This is a genomic window from Corallococcus sp. AS-1-12 (genome assembly GCF_020036995.1).
GTDB lineage: Bacteria > Myxococcota > Myxococcia > Myxococcales > Myxococcaceae > Corallococcus.
Genome location: NZ_JAIQDD010000023.1, coordinates 1 through 16,001 on the forward strand (window position 1 = coordinate 1; position 16,001 = coordinate 16,001).

Here is a 16,001-nt window from a genome sequence, read left to right on the forward strand (position 1 = left end):
AAAAAATTGACTGCGGTTTCCGCAATCCATTACTGCTTGGGCTTGCTATTTGGTTTTCAAAGACCGAGCCGCTTGTTTTGCTTCGCGACTTTTGCTACCGTCTACTTCGTTGCCGGTTTCGTTTCAACCGGCGGGGCTGCAGCTTCTATTTCAGTTCGCAGTCAGCGTCAACTTCGCTTTTGCGTCCTGCGGGCTGCTTCGAAGTTCGTCGGCGCCGTCCAGTGACTTCCGCCGCTTCTTTTCGAAGGGGAGCGGCTTCTACCTCAGCGCCGCGTTCCCTGTCAACCGCTTGCTGTCAGCTTTTCCCACCGCTTTGCGTCCGTTGTGTTGCCTTCCGGACCGCTACTTCTTCGGTGGGGCGCGGCTTCTATCTCTTCGCCGCGTTCGCTGTCAACTCGCTCGTTGACTGCCCTATTTTCTTGTCGGTGCTGCTCTCTCCACGAAGTTCCTTCCGCACCAGTGCGCGGGCTTCGTAGCGAGGGGCGCGGCTTGTACCACCACCGCATCCGCGATCAACCATTTTGGTGGCGACCGTTTGCTGCTGTCCGCTCTCTGCGTTCCGACCTGCTGCCTTCGGTCCGGTTCGAGCGGGGCGCGGCTTCTACCTCTTTGCCGCGTTCGGGATCAACAACCTTCGTCGATCCTTTTCTTCCCCCCGCGCTGACTTTCCGAGGCCCGGGGGCCAGCGGTTCGTTGCGCGGGGGTCCAGTCTCTAACGCTTCGATTCGGCCGCGTCAAACCCTGATTGATCCGGGCCTGATCATTCGTCCTCAGCCGCCGGGGATATGGGCACGCCGTCCCAAGGTGTGAACCCCCGGCTCCGGCTTTCCTCCTTCCCCGTCACTTCCCTCGGCGTGCCGCCTGCCCCTCATCCAATGGGGCGCGCCATCGTGTCCCGAAGAGCCCGTCCGCCAGGGGGAAGGTGATGTTGAAGTTGTGCCGGCCCATCCGGCTGGGATCGTGGTGCACCTGGTGGTGGCGCCGGAGGAAGGAGACGCCGGGCAGCCGGGCGCTCCAGTGGTTGCCCGGCAGGTGCGTGGCGAAGTGCACCCACTCGTACGCCAGGTAATAGCCGAGCGCCGTGGCGATGAAGAGCCAGCCCGCGTTGGGGGAAATCAGCAGGAAGCAGAGCGCTCCGAGCGGGGCGGCGATGGCTCCCAGGAAGAAGAGGAGCAGCACCGGCGGGAAGAGCACCATCTTGAAGTCCCGGGGGGACTCGTACGCCATCGCCTCGTGAGTGAAGAAGCGGTGGTGCTGGGCGGTGTGCCGCTCGAACATCAGGCCCAGGCCCCGGGTGCGGTGGTGCATGGGGCCCCGGTGGCCGAGGAACTCGACCGTGTTCGCGAACGCGATGAGCGCGGGGACTCCGAGCAGCTCCCAGAGACGGGGGGCCGCCACCTGGCTCAGCGCCAGGGCGATTCCCCCCAGACAGACGAGGCTGGTGAAGGCGAAGTGGACCTGCCCCCGGTAGCCGGGCCGGATGACCCGGGCCCGGTACTCCTCACGGAAGGCCTGGACCTTCTGGGGGACGGGGCGCGGTTCCATGCGTCAGGAGCGCTTCGTCCCCTTGCCTTCCGCGGGCTCTTCCTTCCGGCGCGCGAGCGACTTCTGCAGCTTCTTCATGCGGTCCAGGATGAGGGTGCGCTTCAGGCTGGAGAGGTGGTCCACGAAGACGTGGCCGTCCAGGTGGTCGATTTCGTGCTGGAGCACGTGCGCGAGCCGGCCGTCCGCCTCCAGCTCGTGCCACTGGGCCGTCTTGTCCTGGTAGCGGACCTTCACGCGCTCGACGCGGGGGCACTTCTCCCAGACGTCCGGCACGGAGAGGCAGCCCTCCTCCAGCTTCACGCTCCCCTCCTTCGAGAGCATCTGGGGGTTCACGATCTCGAACTGGGTGCCGTCCTCGCGGCCGACGATGGCCACTCGAAGGGGGATGCCCACCTGGTTGGCCGCGATGCCGATGCCCTTGGCTTCCGCCATGGCCTCCGACATCTCCTGGAGGAGCGTTTCGAGCGCCGGGCCGAAGTCGGTCACGGGCTGGGTGGCGGTGGTGAGTACCTTGTGGGGCCAGATGACGATGTCGCGAGCCATGTGGCGGACTCTGCCACGCGGCCCCTTCCATTGCTCGGCAGTTCCGCTAGACCGGCGGCATGCACCCGCACTCCCAGCTCATCACTGACTTCTATTCGGCCTTCCAGCGGCGCGACGCGGATGGCATGGCCGCCTGCTACCACCCGGACGTGGAGTTCAACGACGCCGTGTTCCAGGGCCTGCGCTACGCGGGGGTCACCTCCATGTGGCGCATGCTGCTGGAGCGCGGCAAGGACCTGGAGCTCGACTTCAGCCAGGTCCAGGCCGATGACCGCACCGGCAGCGCGCACTGGGACGCGCGCTACACCTTCAGCCAGACGGGCCGGAAGGTGCTCAACCGCATCGACGCGACCTTCGAGTTCAAGGACGGGAAGATTGTCCGCCACACGGACCGGTTCCCCTTCTGGACCTGGTCGCGGCAGGCGCTGGGCCCGGTGGGATGGGCGCTCGGGTGGACGCCGCTCCTGCGGAACAAGGTGCGTGCCCAGGGCGCGGCGGGCCTGCGCAAGTACATGAAGGAGCGCGGCATCACCGGAGCTTGAGGGAGCCTGAGGGAGCCTGCCTCACTCCCTGACGTCGAGCGTCTTCAGCGTCACGGGCTCCCTGGGGCCCCGGCGTGACAGCGTCGCCTCGCAGCGCACCTGGCCCATCCAGTCCGTGTAGCGCAGCGACGCCCTGCCGTCCGCGTGCAGCCACAGCGTCGCGTGACCGTGGTTGCCGCGGTCCTGGCGCACGCCCGTCCATTCCGGGAAGCGCGGCCGGGATTCGAAGAAGCGGACCGGCGCCACCGGGTACTCCGGTGCGTCCCGGCGCTCGGAGGGGAAGCCTCCGTGGCCCAGACTGGCGCCGAGGAAGGGCAGTCCCGGTGCGCGGTCGTAGAGTGCTCCGGCCTGGGCGCCTCCCCAGCACCAGAGGTCCACCCATTCGCGCTCCACGACCAGGGGGCGCAGGTCCTCCGTCACCAGCGGGCCGAGCCGCTCCGCGTCCGGGCCGTAGGGCGCGGCGTGGGTCAGCAGGATGTTCATCGCGCCCCGCCGGCGTCCCTCCGACAGGCGCTGCTCCAGCCATTGCAGCAGCGCGGGCTCGCGGTGGCGGCCCGCTTCGAACCACGCGGTGTCCAGGCCGATGAGCTGGAAGCGCTCCGCGGCGAGGCAGAAGTAGCTGCCCTCCTGCGGGTGACGGGGGCTCGCGCCCCGCCGCTCGTCCAGGTAGCGGAAGTAGGCGCCCGCGCCCGAGCGCATCTCCGGCGGCGCGTTCAGCGTCAGCAGCGCCGTCGTCCCGAGCAGCGGCTCCAGCGGCTCCGCCACGTGCGCGTCGAATTCGCCCTGGCGGCCCGCGTAGAAGACGCCGCCCAGATGCACCGCGCAGTCCAGGCGCTCCCCGCGCATCACCAACTGCCGGGCGATGTACCGGGAGGCGTATTCGCCCGTGCCGAAGTCCCCGAAGAGCGCCACCTCCACCGGGTGGCCGGGCTCCGGCTCTCTCAGCGGGTAGACGAAGCGGCTCTTCGCGCCGAAGTGCCAGCGGAAGGGGGCCTGCCGCGCCGCCGCGCCCTGCTCCAGCCACACGGGGCCGCTGAACAACAGCCAGCCGCGCAGGTCCGCTCGCGGCTCGAAGCGCGTGCGCGTGGGGTCGATGGGGATCTCCTCCGTCCTCAGCGGGAAGGTGAAGTCCGGGGGCAGACCTCCCGTCCCCTGACGGGCGTGGCGCTCCGTGGCGTCCAGTTGCTCCTGGAGCTGGCCGGGGTCCGTGAAGAGCAGCTCAAGCTCCCGCAGCGCCTCCACGAACGCGCCCACCGTGACCTTCGCGCCCAGGCCGCTCTCCGTCCAGCGCAGCACGTCCTCCGGCTCCCGCAGGAACGCGGACTTGAGCGCCTCCAGCTCCTCCGGGCCGAGGAGTGGCAGGTCCGAGTCCTCTGGCGGAGGGGCTTCCGGCGGCACGGCCCTTCCGCTCGCGGGCGGCCGGTAGCCGAGCGATTCGTAGAGCGGATTCCACCTGCGTTCCATGCGTCCCCCGGGTGATGGCGTCGGATGCCCAGGGACGCATTCTCCCAGGCGTCCCCGACATTCCTGCTCACCCCGGGGTGCCGGGAGCGGCGTCCGCAGTCAGGGCGGAGCGCTGCCCGCGCCTTCCTTGCGGAAGGTGTAGAGCGTGTAGTGCGAGCCCGTGGCGAAGCCGGGCAGCTTGAGCGGGTTGAACACGCTCAGGTTCGTCATCACGCCGCCCACGAAGCCCGGGGGTACCTCCACCAGCTTGAGCGCGCCTCCCGCGAGCACCACGCCCGACTCGGGCTGGTCATTGCTCACGAGCACGCACTCGCCCTGCGCGGTGAAGGCGCCCACCGGCAGGAGGAAGCGTGCATGGAACGGCACCCGCGTGCCCGGGGTGAAGGCCCGGTCCGTCAGCCGGAAGCAGGCCGTGGCCGAGCCCACCCTTTCGTAGCCGCCGTCACCCGCGGGCACGTACAGGCCCGCGCCCAGCTTCACGGTGGGCGTGAAGGGCGCCGCCGCGCACACCGCCTCATCCGGTGGCGTCGCGGCGTCCTCCTGCGAGCGAAAGGCATACACCCACTCCGTGCCGGATTGCAGCCGCACCGTGGCTCCTGCCTGTTCCCGGGCCATGTCCAAACCCATCCTCCGTCGGGCACCGCGAGGGTCTTGCTCCGGTCACTGCCAGGACAGCGCGTACTCCGTGTCCACCGGGCCCGTCTGCCGGCCCTTCACCTGGACGCCTCGGGCGCCCAGGGCTTCGATGACCGCCTGGAGCACGCCTTCGTGGTACGCGGGCGGCATGAAGTCCCGCTTCATCAGGAGCTTGCCCGCGCGATCGCCGGACCACTCCACGCTGCGGTCGCCGTAGCTCACCGCCGCGCGGTAGCCCGTGGGCAGGTTCGTCACCAGCCGCTTGGGGCTGTCACCCGCGAGCAGGAGCAGCGTCTTGCCCGCCGCCGACGACAGGAAGTCCGTGGTGGCCTGCGTGCCCATCTTGCGCAGCATCGCGTCGAAGCCGCCCAACTGCGGGCCCATCAACTGCGCTCCCGTGAAGGACAGCTTCAGGAAGCCCGACACCGGGTAGTTGAAGAAGTCCACGAACTTCTTCTCCTGCACCGCCGCCAGGCACTTCTCCACCGCGGCGTCGCCGCCCAGGATGCGCACCGCGTTCAGCGCGCCGTTGAAGAACATGCCCCGGGCCGTGTCGTCGGGGGTGGCCAGGGCCAGACGCTTCTCCAGGTCCTGGGAAATGGCCGGCTCGAGGACCACGACTGCCTTGCGCTGCTCACTCATAGAGGGGGGAATCTCCGGGGGGGAGGAGATGAACACCCGTGCGCGCTACAGCCGCACGAGCTGGGCCCCATAATGGACGTTGGCACCGACAGCCGCCACCACCACCAGGTCCCCACTGCCGAGTGCAACACGACCCTGCTCCAGGTCGTCCGCCAGGAGAATCAACATCCCGGCCGCGGACGTATTGCCAATCCGGTCCACGTTGCAGGCCACCGCGTCCTTCGGCAGGCCCGCGCGGGCCACGAACGAGTCCATCACCCGCTTGTTGGGCTGGTGGAAGTAGTAGCGCCGCACCTGCTCACGCACCGAGGGCGTGAGCACCGCGTCCAGGCACTTCTGCATGTACTCCGGGTAGCTGCGCGCGACCTTGAAGCCGTCCACCACGAAGGCCATCTCGGCCGGGCGCGTGCGACCCGGCTGGTAGGGCAGCTTCAACATGCCGCCGCCCCGGCGCGACACGAGCTCCGCGTATGCGTTGCCGGAGAACGAGGAGAGGATGCCCGGACCGTCCTCGGGGACCTCCTGATTGCGCAGCACCACCGCGCCCGCGCCGTCTCCGAAGACATACATGGACAGATAGGCGTTGAGCGCCTTGGGGCGGCCCGGCGTGGGCGGCAGCTCGTCCGTGTAGACCTCCCGGTTGAGCAGCGGCGAGGTGAACGCCGAGGCCACCACCGCCACCGTGCGGAAGCGGCCGCCCTCCATCATCTTGCGCACCAGGTCCAGCACGTAGGGCGTGCCGCCGCAGCCGTCGTCCACCACCAGCGCGAAGGCGTCCTCGCGCAGGCCCAGCCGCTCGTGCAGCACCATGGCGTCGTGGTTGAAGTGCGGCGCGTCCGGGGTGCACGTCACCACGAAGAGCGCGTCCAGCTCCTTCGGGTCCACGCCGCCTCGGGAGAGGGCCTGGCGCAGCGACACCTCGCACATGTCCGTGTTCGTCGCCGGATAGAAGCGCCCCAGCACGTCGTCCGGCGGCGGGATGGCGCGGCCCGTCTCATCGTCGAAGTCCCAGAGGAAGCGGCGCTCCTTGATGCCAATCTTCTCTTCGATGCGGGCGGCCGACCAGCCGGGGATCGCCTTCGCGATCCGCTCGTTGGAGATGGTCCGTGCTGGGACGAACGAACCCGCTCCCACCACACACACCCGTTCGGTCATTTCCATGGCCTCGCGATTTCACAGCCTCGCCGGACGGGATGGATTCCCTGTCACGTGTGCGTAGAGCACGTTCCAGGCCACCTCCTAAGCCCTTGGAAAGACGGAGTTCCTGTTCCTGGACGCGTCATTCGTGAAGTACAGGCCAGGACAGAACTGTCCCGGATGCCTGTAAAATCCGCAGGATGCGGAATGTTTCAGAAATGAAGCCATCGACGTGGAATGAATCACACGCGACGTGTCAATTCACGGACAGTGGACGCCGGAAAGACCCACGGTGTCTGCCATTGCACCCAAGATGTCAATGGTCCGTGCGTCGCGCAGCGGGTCCCGCGAGCTCCCCCTCTATTGCGCGGGACCGGACCGATTGGATCTTCCCGCGGCCGCTTTTCCGCGGGCCGCGGGAGCTCCGAAGCGCCCCTCAGAAGGGGATGTTGTCGTCGTCGTTGGGGGGCGGGATGTCGCCGTCGTCCGGCGGGTTGCCGTAGCCGTAGCCACCGCCCCGACCTCCACCGCCGCCGCGCGCGGGGGGCTCGCCACCGCCGCCGCCCTCACCGCGCTGCCGGGCGATCTCCGCCTCGATGGCGGCCAGGAGCTGGCGCTCCTTGTCGTGCCAGCGCGACTTGCTGGGGTCCGCCAGGGAGCGGCGCGCGCCGTTGGCGTAGAACTCCAGGTCCTGGAGGCTGGCGCCGTAGACGGGGGCGCCCTTGCTGCGGCCGTAGTTGGGCAGGAGCGTGCCGTCGCCGCCTCCGCCGCCACCACCCCCGCCGGACGGGGCGCCCGAGGACGCGGGGCGGCGATACGCCGGGGCCGACGCCGCGACGGGCGTGGCGCTCATGGACAGCTCGCCCAGTTGAAGCGTGAAGCCTTCGCCGTTCCTGTACGCCGTGCCCACCCGGACCTGCTCCACCGAACCGTCGGGACGGCGGACCGCGACGGTGACTGGATATTGCTCGCTCATGGGGCCGGGATTCACACCTCCACGGCCCGCATGTCAATGGAAGGAAGCAACCCGTGTCGGGCCTGAGGCACGCACGGCGGGCCGCTGGGGGCGACCCGCCACGCGGGGAGGCGCGCGGACGACGGACGGCGTCAGGTCAGCGACACCATGCCGCCGCTGGAGCCCTTCTTGCGCACCCACGCCTTGGGCTTGGGCGGCACCGCGGGCGCGGCCGGCTTCGCCGCTTCCTTCAGCGCCTGGCTGCCCGCGCGGCCTCGCGGCAGCGTGACGTCCTGGACCGACTGCGGCTTCGCGCCATCCACCCACGCGTCCGGGCGGCGGCCGGTGCGGATGAGCAGGCGCAGCTTCTGGTAGTGCGCCGAGCAGTAGCCCTTGGAGCGGCTCTGGCGCTTGCAGCCGACGACGGCGCAGGCCTGGGTGTCTTCCGCGGCGGCGGCCTTGGGCGGGCGGCCCGGAGACTTCGCGGCGGGCGCCTTCACGGGCGCGGCCTTCGCGGCGGGCGCCTTCACGGGCGCGGCCTTCGCGGCGGGCGCGGCCTTCGGCGGGCGACCCGGACGGCGACGGGCCACCGGCTCCGGCGCCAGCGTGGGCGTGCGCACGCCCGCCACGGCCCCCAGGCGGCTGGACAGCGGCGCCAGGCGGTCGGTCACCGCGCGCAACGCATCCAACGCATCCAGCCCCTTGGCCATCCGGGCCACGGCCTTCTGAACGGGAGCCAGTTGCAGTTGCAACTCGCGGCGGACCATGTCGCGAAGTTCGGTCTCAAGGGAAAGTGGAGCCATGTGGGGCAGGATATACACCCAACCGCCTGGGGAGGGATGGAAACATTCCCCGGGATGTTAAAGGAACCAACCATGACTCCGGTTCCCACTCCTGTTCGATTCCGCGGCACCGACTCCTACCTCACGAGCGAGGGCCTGCAGGCGGCCGTCAACTGCGCCCTCACGCTCCAGCGCCCCCTGCTGGTCAAGGGCGAGCCCGGCACGGGCAAGACGCTGCTGGCGGAAGCGATTGCCCAGGGGCTGGGATTGAAGCTGCTCACCTGGCACGTGAAGAGCACCACGCGCGCGCAGGATGGTTTGTATGTCTACGACACCGTGCAGCGGCTGTATGACTCGCGCTTCGGGGACGGGGACGTGCGAGACATCCGGCGATACATCCGCATGGGGCCGCTGGGCGAGGCGTTCGCCGCTCCGGAGCGCGTGGTGCTGCTCATCGACGAGGTGGACAAGGCGGACCTGGAGTTTCCCAACGACCTGCTCCACGAGCTGGACCGGATGCGCTTCCGCATCTCGGAGACGAACGACGAGGTGGTGGCGAAGCACCGCCCCGTGGTGCTCATCACCAGCAACAACGAGAAGGAATTGCCTGACGCGTTCCTGCGCCGGTGCGTGTTCCACTTCATCGACTTCCCGGAGCGCGAGCTCATGCAGCGCATCGTGGACGTGCACCACCCGGGGCTGGACGCCGCGCTGGCGGACCAGGCGCTCAAGGTCTTCTACGAGCTGCGCGCGATGACGCGCCTGCGCAAGCGGCCGTCCACCAGCGAGCTCATCGACTGGATTTCCGTGCTCAAGGCCAACGGCGTGGTGGAGCTGAAGCTGGAGGAGCAGTTGCCGTTCCTGGGCGCGCTGCTCAAGAAGGAGCAGGACCTGGTGGCGGTCGCGGAGGCCTTCGGACGCGGCCGGCGGACGCGCGCTTAAGGGACACGGGGACCACGCCATGTTCCTGCCGTTCTTCTACGAGCTGCGAAGGCGCGGGGTGAAGGTGGGCGCGCAGGAGGCGCTCGCCCTGGCCGGGGCGCTGAAGGCCGGGCTGCATGACAGCAGCCTGGATGGGTTCTACCACGTGGCTCGCGCGCTCCTGGTGCACTCGGAGACGCAGTTGGATGCCTTTGACCAGGCGTTCCTCGCGCACTTCCAGGGCGTCGCCTCCGACGCGCTGAAGCTCACCGAGGAGCTCTTGTCCTGGCTGGAGGAGGCGAAGGAGCGCACCGACCTGAGCCCGGAGGAGATTGCGCTGCTGGAGCAGTGGGACCCGGAGGAGCTGCGGCGGCAGTTGGAGCAGCGCCTGAAGGAGCAGACCGAGCGACACGACGGCGGAAGCCGCTGGGTGGGCACGGGCGGCGCGTCTGCCTTTGGCAACAACGGCCTGGCCCGGCAGGGCGTGCGCATTGGCGGCGCGGGCGGACGTCAGGGCCAGGCGCTGTGGCAGGCCGGGGCGCGCAAGTACGCGGGCTACCGCGACGACCTGGTGCTGGACACGCGGCAACTGGCGGTGGCGCTGCGCAAGCTGCGGGCCTTCGCGCGCGAGGGCGTGGCGGAGGAGCTGGACGTGGATGAGAGCATCGCCGCCACCGCGAAGAACGCGGGGGAGCTGGAGGTGGTGACGCGTCCGCCGCGCCGGCCCAACACGCGCGTGGTGCTGTGCATGGACGTGGGCGGCTCCATGGACCCGTACGCGCACCTGGTGAGCCGGCTGTTCAGCGTCGCCAGCCAGGCCACGCACTTCAAGGAGCTGCGCACCTACTACTTCCACAACTGCGTCTACGGGAAGCTGTACGCCACGCCGCAGCTCACCGGCGGCATCACCGTGCCGGAGCTCACCGCGCAGGTGGGGAGGCATCACAAGCTGGTGATGGTGGGGGATGCGTCCATGGCCCCGTATGAGCTGGGCATCCGCACGGATGCCAATGGCCAGTACCGGCAGGAGGGGCTGGAGGGGCTCACGTGGCTGATGCAACTGGCGCAGCACTTCGAGCGCAACGTGTGGCTCAACCCGGAGCCTCGCGGGTCGTGGCGCTCGGGGACCATCGCGGTCATCGCCAACGTGTTCCCCATGTTCGCCCTCACCGTGGAGGGGCTGGGTGAGGCGGTGAACCACCTGACCCGGGGGAAGACGCCCCGGGGGGCGATGGCGCGGCGGTAGTCATTGCTCCGGGCCGGAGAGGGGCTCGTCCTCCTTCCGGCCCAGGCGCCGCTCGATGGCCTTGCGGTGCACGCCCAGCAGCCGCGCGGCGGCGCTCTTGTTGCCCTCGGCGAGCGCCATGGCTTCGGTGATCATCGCCTGCTCCAGACGCTCCAGCTTGTCTCCCGCGTCGGGCATCCGCAGCACCGTTCGCACGAGGTCCTTCATGGGGTCCTCACGCGCGGCGCCCTGGCTGGGACGGCCCGGCAGCTCGGCGAGGACGTCGGGGGTGATTTCGTCCGTTTCGGCGAACACCGCCAACCGGTCCACGAGGTTGCGCAGTTGGCGGACGTTGCCGGGCCAGGCCATCCGCGTGAGCTGGTCCACGGCTTCGGAGGAGAAGCGCAGGGAGCGCCGCTGCTGCTGGACGAAGTGGGCGAGCAGCGCCGGGATGTCCTCGCGCCGCTCCTCCAAGGAGGGCACCCGGACCTCCAGCACGTTGAGCCGGAAGTAGAGGTCCTCGCGGAACTTCCGCTGCCGCACCAGTTCCTCCAGGTCCGCGTGCGTCGCGGCCGCCACCCGGCCCTGGAAGGCCTGCTCCGCCGTCGCACCGATGGGACGGAAGTGCCCGGCCTCCAGCACTCGCAGCAGCTTGGCCTGGAGGCTCAGTGGCAGCTCCGCGATCTCGTCCAGGAAGAGCGTCCCCTGCCCTACCGCCTTCAGCAGGCCGTCCTGCCGCCGGTCCGCTCCGGTGAAGGCCCCCCGCTCGTGGCCGAAGAGCTGTGATTCCATGAGCTGTTCGGGGATGGCGCCACAGTTGATCTCCAGGAGTGGCGCGTCCGGCCTGGGTCCCAGGGCGTGCAGCGCTCGGACGGCGCCTTCCTTTCCGGCGCCCGTGGGGCCCAGGACGAGGACGGGGCGGTCCGACAGCGCCACCCGGCGCACCAGGGACAACAGGCGCTGGTGCGCGGCGGAGCTTCCCACCATCCCTGGCATCCGCTGGGCGCCTTCGCGCGCGCGGAGGACCTGCACCTCCTGCTCCAACCTCCGCCGGTCCCGGAGCCCTTCGAGGATGGGGACGATGAGCTCCGCGCAGAGGTCGTCCTTGAGGACATAGTCGTAGGCGCCCAGGCGCATCGCGGTGCGGATCTCCGCCATCTCGCTGGAGGCGGTGACGACGATGGGGACCGCGCTCGTGCGCTTGCGGATCTCCTCGATGAGGACGAGCCCGTCGCGGTTGCGTGAGTCCGCGCTCAGGCGGATGTCCACCAGCGCCACGTCGATGGACTCCTCGGCAAGGCACCTTCGCGCCTCGTCGAGGCTGGCGGCCTCCCGGAGCTCCAGGCCCGCCATGGAGGACAGCACCGTCGTGAGGACCCGCCGTGCGCTGCGCTGGTCGTCGATGATGAGGATCTTCATGCACTCTCCAGCGAACGGGGGTCCGCGAGGCGGCGGGCGTGGATGCGGAAGCAGGTGCGCCCCTGCTCGCGATGGACGGCGATGTTCCAGCCGAAGCGCCTCACGATTCGCTGCGTGACGGACAGGCCCAATCCCAGTCCTTCCTTACGCGTCGTCACCCAGGGGTCGAACAGCGTGTCCTTCGCGGCCTCTGGAATACCCGGGCCCGAATCCCAGACCTCCAGGAGCTGCTCGGGGCCCTCCTCCCAGGCTCGCACGCCCATCTGTCCGCCGTCCCCCGCGGCCTGTACGGCGTTGCGCAGGAGGTTGGCGAAGAGCTGGACCATGGCGTCCGGCTCCGCGAGCAGTTGAAGCGACTCGGGGATGTCGACCGTGACGGAGATGCGCCTTGCCTGGACCTGATCCCGGATGAGGTCCAGGGCGCGGCGGGCTCGGGGCAGCACCGCCACCGGCTCCACGCGCGGCGGTGGCAGTGACAGCCGCCGCAGGGACCCGAGCATGCGCTCCAGCCGCTCAAGCTCCTCCCGGCCGATGTCGACGTCCTCGGCTTCCAGTGGCTGGGACTGACCGCCCTGGCGGAGCAGGTGGCGGAAGAAGTTCAGCGGATAGGCAATCTCGTGGGAGATCTCCGCGCTCAACACCGCGAGGGCGAGCCGCTTCTCCTCGTGCGCCGCGCCCACCTGCGCCTGGCGGAGCACGTCGAGTTCCTGGAGGACCTGGGCGTTGTGCAGCGCCACGCCACCCAGGCTGGCGATGGTCTGGAGCAGCTCCAGGTCCGCGTTCGTGTAGAGCGCGGCCTGATGCTTGGGGGCCAGCAGCAAGACGCCCCGCAACTCGCCTGACGAGCGCATGGGGACGAGAAGCCTCCGGTGCCAGGGGCCCTCCTGCGTCCACAGGTGCGTGCCCGCTTGAAGGGTGGCCTGCGCATTCTCTGGCAGGTGCTCCACCATCGACCATTCTCCCAGGTCGAGGACCTGGACCTGCCCCGTGGGCAACCAGCGCCGGACGACGCGCTCCAGCGTGTCCCGGAGGGCGCCGGGCGCACGCGGGGCGGACAGCTCGTCGCTGAGCTGTTCCACGGTGGGACGGAACTGGAGGGTGGCGGGGAAGAAGAGTCGGACCACGAGCGGTCCGCCGAGCAAGACCAGGGCCAGGAAGGTGGCGAAGGCGACCAGCAGCGGCAGCGCCTGCGACACCGTGGAGACATCCAGGAACCGCCGCGTCGCGAGCCAGGCGAAGGAGGCCGCGAGCAGTCCCGCCAGCACGAGGGGAATGGCCAGCAGGCGTCGCGTGAGCACCGCGGTCACCGCCAGCACGTTGTGCCGGATGAGGCCGTAGCCGATGGACAAGGGCAGCAGCGCGATGAAGCAGGGCACCACCAGGTAGAAGCCCCGGCCGGAGAACACAATCACCGCGAGCACGACCGGGAGCGCGGCGAGCCCCCAGGCCGCCGCGAGCAGCTCCGCCCGCGCGCGTCCCGTGCTGCCCCGGAGCCGGACGAGGATGGCCACCCCGCAGACCAGCAGCGAGCCCTGGGACGCGACGTCCACCCAGTGGCGGACCCGGGCCGTGTCCAGGCCCAGGCCTGGAGCGACGAGGAGCCACGCCGCCGCGAGCACGGCCGCCACCGCCAGCAGCCACAGCGCGCTCAGCCAGAAGCGACGCAAGCGCACGGGCCGCTCCGGGAAGGCGTATCCCAACCACACGCTGCCCACCGCCGTCCCCAGGCGCGACAGGATGAAGAGCGGCATGAAGGTGGCTTGCGTGTGGTAGTCGAACAGCGTGAGCAGGAAGACATGGCTGGAGATGCACAGCACGCCGTAGGCCAACGCCCCGTCCCTCCGGCCCGCGAGCAGCAACACCAGCAGGCCGGACCACAGCAGGAAGCCGCCCACCAGGGCGTAGACCCCGAACAGGAAGAGGCCTTCTTCCGCTCCGAAGTGGCGCAGGGGTTGGTTCAGGGTGAGGCGTTCGCCGCCTCGCCGGAGGAACGTCAGCGCCACGTGCGTGCGGCCCTGGCGCGCCGCCTCCTGGACACAGGCGCGCAGTTGCGTTCCGGGCAGCCCCGACCTCGCGACGTCTCCGTCCATGGGAGTTCCCTCGCAGGCCACGAGGAGGTCCGGGTGGCGCAAGGGCATCCGGCGGCCCTCGCTCCACGTGGGCAGGTAGACGGAGGAGAAGGCTCCGTAGGGGTCCACCAGCAGCGACGCGAAGGGGGTGCCCAGCGTGGCCGACACCCGCCATGCCACCGCCGCGCTCAGCCCCACGCCCAGGATGGCGAGGAGGAGGACGGTCCACCACCGGCCGCGCGTCACGCCAGACGTCATGTCCCCGGGCTCCTTGCCCCTGCGGGTTCATGGGTTCGTGACGGCGGGCCCCCCATAGAGCTGTGTCACGGCCGCCACCAAGGCGAGAGCGCTCATCTCCGCCTGGAGTGACGACTTCCCGGCATGGGATTCATCCAGGGAACGTGCCCGGTCCGCAAGCCAGGCGCTCAGTTCGTGAAAGCCGCCTTCGCGCGCCACGGCCGCCCCGAGCCGGGCCACGCCGGGCGCGGTCCGCAGCAGGCCTCGGGGCGGATGGCCCAGGGCCTCCGGGAAGCCGATGCCGTGGAGCCGGGTGTCCTCGTCCGTGTCGAGGGCGTCATCGAGGCATTGGGAGCTGAGCAGGAGCAGGTCGAAGGCGCGGCGGAACACAGGCAGCCGCGCGGGGTCGCCGTGGGCGAGCAGGAGGCAGAAGGCGCTGGTCCCCAGCCAGGACACCTTCTGGCTCACGAGGCAGGCGTACTGGGCCATGGACAGCCTGCGGCGGGACAGCAGGGCCTTCTCGTTGGACACGGCCTCGGCCCAGTCCTCCAGGGCCGCCTTGATGGCCTCGGTCGCGAGGACCTCGTTGCCGGTCGCCTCCGTCAGGGACTGCAGCCACTGGTCGAACAGGGCCTGACGGAGCCGGGGCCACTCCGGGCGCGGTGGGACCTGACCGTCGTCGAGCCGGTCGATGAGGAGGCCGAAGAAGCCTCCGCGGTGGTGGGCGCGGAGGTAGCGGGATTGGAGCTCCGGGGCGAGCGCGGGGCCCGGGCGCTCGGACGCGTAGGCCGGCAGGCGCTGGAAGGGGGCCAGGGCGCTGTAGTCGTCCCAGCCTCCTTCGGGGTGGGTGGTCAGGCCCAGGTGGAAGGGGAGCTCCTTGGCGAAGGGCTGGAGGTCCTTGGGCAGCGCTTCGAGCGTGGCTGTGTATTCGAGGTCGCTGGGGCCCATGGGTCAGTAGCAGAAGTCCTTGCCACTGGGAGCATCAATGGCGCACACGCCTCCGTCTTCATAAGGCTCCAATTGCGCCAGGCGTTCGTCCGTAAGCAACATGCCCATCTGTCTGACAAGCATTTCGTCGATCTTGAGAGTAACGAGCCGACGCGCCTTCTGGCCATCCTGGGTGACCTCTGGCCAGTGGAACTTCGTGAAGGCTCGATCGTTGAAGAGGACTCCCAGCACGATAATGATGGACTCCGGCTGCTCGGTCCTGGCAGCGGTCTTCAGCGCATGGAGATAGTTATGCGCTTGATGGCAGTCCTTGTGGCTGAACAACCAGTGATAAAGCAGCGCCAGCTCGTAGGGGCCGAATTCAAGGATGCCCTTTGAATCTGGCTGATTGGGCACCATCGCATTCGCGACCTGAACGTCGTGCAACATCGCATACGTGGGTGAGAACGCCGCTTTCAGGCCCGTCCACTGCTCACAGCTCAAGGCTGTATTTGCTGCAGTTCCAAACCCGGAATTGACATAGAAGCAATGGAGCTTGGCGTCTGCATCTGCGCGAGCTGCCATGTCGTTCGCAGTACTGCCACGGGCGCCCCTCACGATCTTGCACATCTCCTCGCGAGCCTGGATCCCCGGGTCCTGGTCGGCCGGACCCATTCTTTCCGCCGGCACGGGCATCTTGAAGAGCTGGCTGTAGATACCTCTCAAGACGTCTCGGGGGGCTCCTTCAGTCACTTCCTCATCCTTCGGCTTCCCGATTCCTGACATGGCATCACTCCTCAGGCTGTTTTGCGTTGACCATCCAAGCAACAGGCGTGCCTTTGCGTCCAGTCACGGTCAGATGACTGCCTCCAGGTCGTAACGCCTGCCTGGAGTGGACGAATCCGTCCACCCTGGCCGGGCAGTTGGCCGGGTTCGTCCCATGCCTCGGGGCCTTGC

16 protein-coding genes are annotated in these 16,001 nt (G+C 69.2%); 4 read left to right on the forward strand and 12 right to left on the reverse strand.

Translation table 11 applies throughout. From position 1 onward, the window contains the following. Positions 1–225, forward strand: a 225-nt coding sequence (locus tag K8556_RS28210) for a hypothetical protein (RefSeq protein WP_223743210.1), incomplete at its 5' end; no start/stop codon positions are given. 615 nt (positions 226–840) lie between these two features. Here K8556_RS28210 and K8556_RS28215 read toward each other — a convergent pair. Both K8556_RS28215 and def read right to left on the reverse strand, forming a co-directional pair. Next, the gene (locus K8556_RS28215) at positions 841–1,545 is read right to left on the reverse strand and encodes a sterol desaturase family protein (RefSeq protein ID WP_223743211.1); all 705 of its coding nucleotides are present in this window, start codon (positions 1,543–1,545) and stop codon (positions 841–843) included. A 3-nt stretch (positions 1,546–1,548) separates the two neighbouring features. Then, the gene (def, locus tag K8556_RS28220; RefSeq protein ID WP_223743212.1) at positions 1,549–2,088 is read right to left on the reverse strand and encodes a peptide deformylase; all 540 of its coding nucleotides are present in this window, start codon (positions 2,086–2,088) and stop codon (positions 1,549–1,551) included. Between the two features lie 59 nt (positions 2,089–2,147). Between def and K8556_RS28225 the strand changes: the two genes are divergently transcribed. Further along, positions 2,148–2,630, forward strand: a complete 483-nt coding sequence (locus K8556_RS28225; RefSeq protein ID WP_223743213.1) for a nuclear transport factor 2 family protein — start codon at positions 2,148–2,150, stop codon at positions 2,628–2,630. Positions 2,631–2,651: 21 nt separating this feature from the next. On the opposite strand, the gene K8556_RS28230 is transcribed toward K8556_RS28225, so the two are convergent. The 6 genes from K8556_RS28230 to K8556_RS28255 form a co-directional block, all read right to left on the reverse strand. After that, entirely contained in the window at positions 2,652–4,094 is a 1,443-nt protein-coding gene (locus K8556_RS28230; RefSeq protein ID WP_223743214.1) for a hypothetical protein, read from the reverse strand. Positions 4,095–4,193: 99 nt separating this feature from the next. Then, positions 4,194–4,709 (reverse strand): hypothetical protein, encoded by a 516-nt coding sequence (locus tag K8556_RS28235; protein WP_223743215.1) that lies wholly within the window; start codon positions 4,707–4,709, stop codon positions 4,194–4,196. 45 nt (positions 4,710–4,754) lie between these two features. After that, positions 4,755–5,372 carry a DUF2378 family protein gene (locus K8556_RS28240; RefSeq protein ID WP_223743216.1) on the reverse strand — a complete coding sequence of 206 codons (618 nt, stop codon included), beginning with the start codon at positions 5,370–5,372 and terminating at the stop codon, positions 4,755–4,757. A 45-nt stretch (positions 5,373–5,417) separates the two neighbouring features. Beyond that, complete coding sequence (locus K8556_RS28245; RefSeq protein WP_223743341.1) at positions 5,418–6,527, reverse strand: 3-oxoacyl-ACP synthase III family protein; 1,110 nt, start codon at positions 6,525–6,527, stop codon at positions 5,418–5,420. 418 nt (positions 6,528–6,945) lie between these two features. After that, positions 6,946–7,485: a hypothetical protein gene (locus K8556_RS28250; RefSeq protein ID WP_223743217.1), complete on the reverse strand. Its 540-nt coding sequence runs from the start codon at positions 7,483–7,485 to the stop codon at positions 6,946–6,948. 131 nt (positions 7,486–7,616) lie between these two features. Further along, positions 7,617–8,231 carry a vegetative protein gene (locus K8556_RS28255; RefSeq protein WP_223743218.1) on the reverse strand — a complete coding sequence of 205 codons (615 nt, stop codon included), beginning with the start codon at positions 8,229–8,231 and terminating at the stop codon, positions 7,617–7,619. 108 nt (positions 8,232–8,339) lie between these two features. On the opposite strand from K8556_RS28255, the gene K8556_RS28260 reads away from it, so the two are divergent. Together K8556_RS28260 and K8556_RS28265 are read left to right on the forward strand one after the other, a co-directional pair. Further along, positions 8,340–9,188, forward strand: a complete 849-nt coding sequence (locus K8556_RS28260; protein WP_223743219.1) for a MoxR family ATPase — start codon at positions 8,340–8,342, stop codon at positions 9,186–9,188. A 19-nt stretch (positions 9,189–9,207) separates the two neighbouring features. Next, positions 9,208–10,413: a VWA domain-containing protein gene (locus tag K8556_RS28265; protein WP_223743220.1), complete on the forward strand. Its 1,206-nt coding sequence runs from the start codon at positions 9,208–9,210 to the stop codon at positions 10,411–10,413. Here the strand turns inward: K8556_RS28265 and K8556_RS28270 are convergent, their stop codons facing one another. From K8556_RS28270 to K8556_RS28285, 4 genes are read right to left on the reverse strand one after another with little or no spacing between them, the layout of a single operon-like run. Next, positions 10,414–11,811: a sigma-54 dependent transcriptional regulator gene (locus K8556_RS28270; RefSeq protein WP_223743221.1), complete on the reverse strand. Its 1,398-nt coding sequence runs from the start codon at positions 11,809–11,811 to the stop codon at positions 10,414–10,416. Continuing rightward, positions 11,808–14,138 carry an ATP-binding protein gene (locus tag K8556_RS28275; protein WP_223743222.1) on the reverse strand — a complete coding sequence of 777 codons (2,331 nt, stop codon included), beginning with the start codon at positions 14,136–14,138 and terminating at the stop codon, positions 11,808–11,810. The genes K8556_RS28270 and K8556_RS28275 overlap by 4 nt, the downstream gene beginning before the upstream one ends. A 27-nt stretch (positions 14,139–14,165) precedes the next feature. Continuing rightward, the gene (locus K8556_RS28280; RefSeq protein WP_223743223.1) at positions 14,166–15,065 is read right to left on the reverse strand and encodes a hypothetical protein; all 900 of its coding nucleotides are present in this window, start codon (positions 15,063–15,065) and stop codon (positions 14,166–14,168) included. Between the two features lie 3 nt (positions 15,066–15,068). Then, positions 15,069–15,830, reverse strand: coding sequence for a hypothetical protein (locus K8556_RS28285; protein WP_223743224.1), 762 nt, complete (start codon positions 15,828–15,830; stop codon positions 15,069–15,071). Between the last annotated feature and the right edge of the window lie 171 nt (positions 15,831–16,001).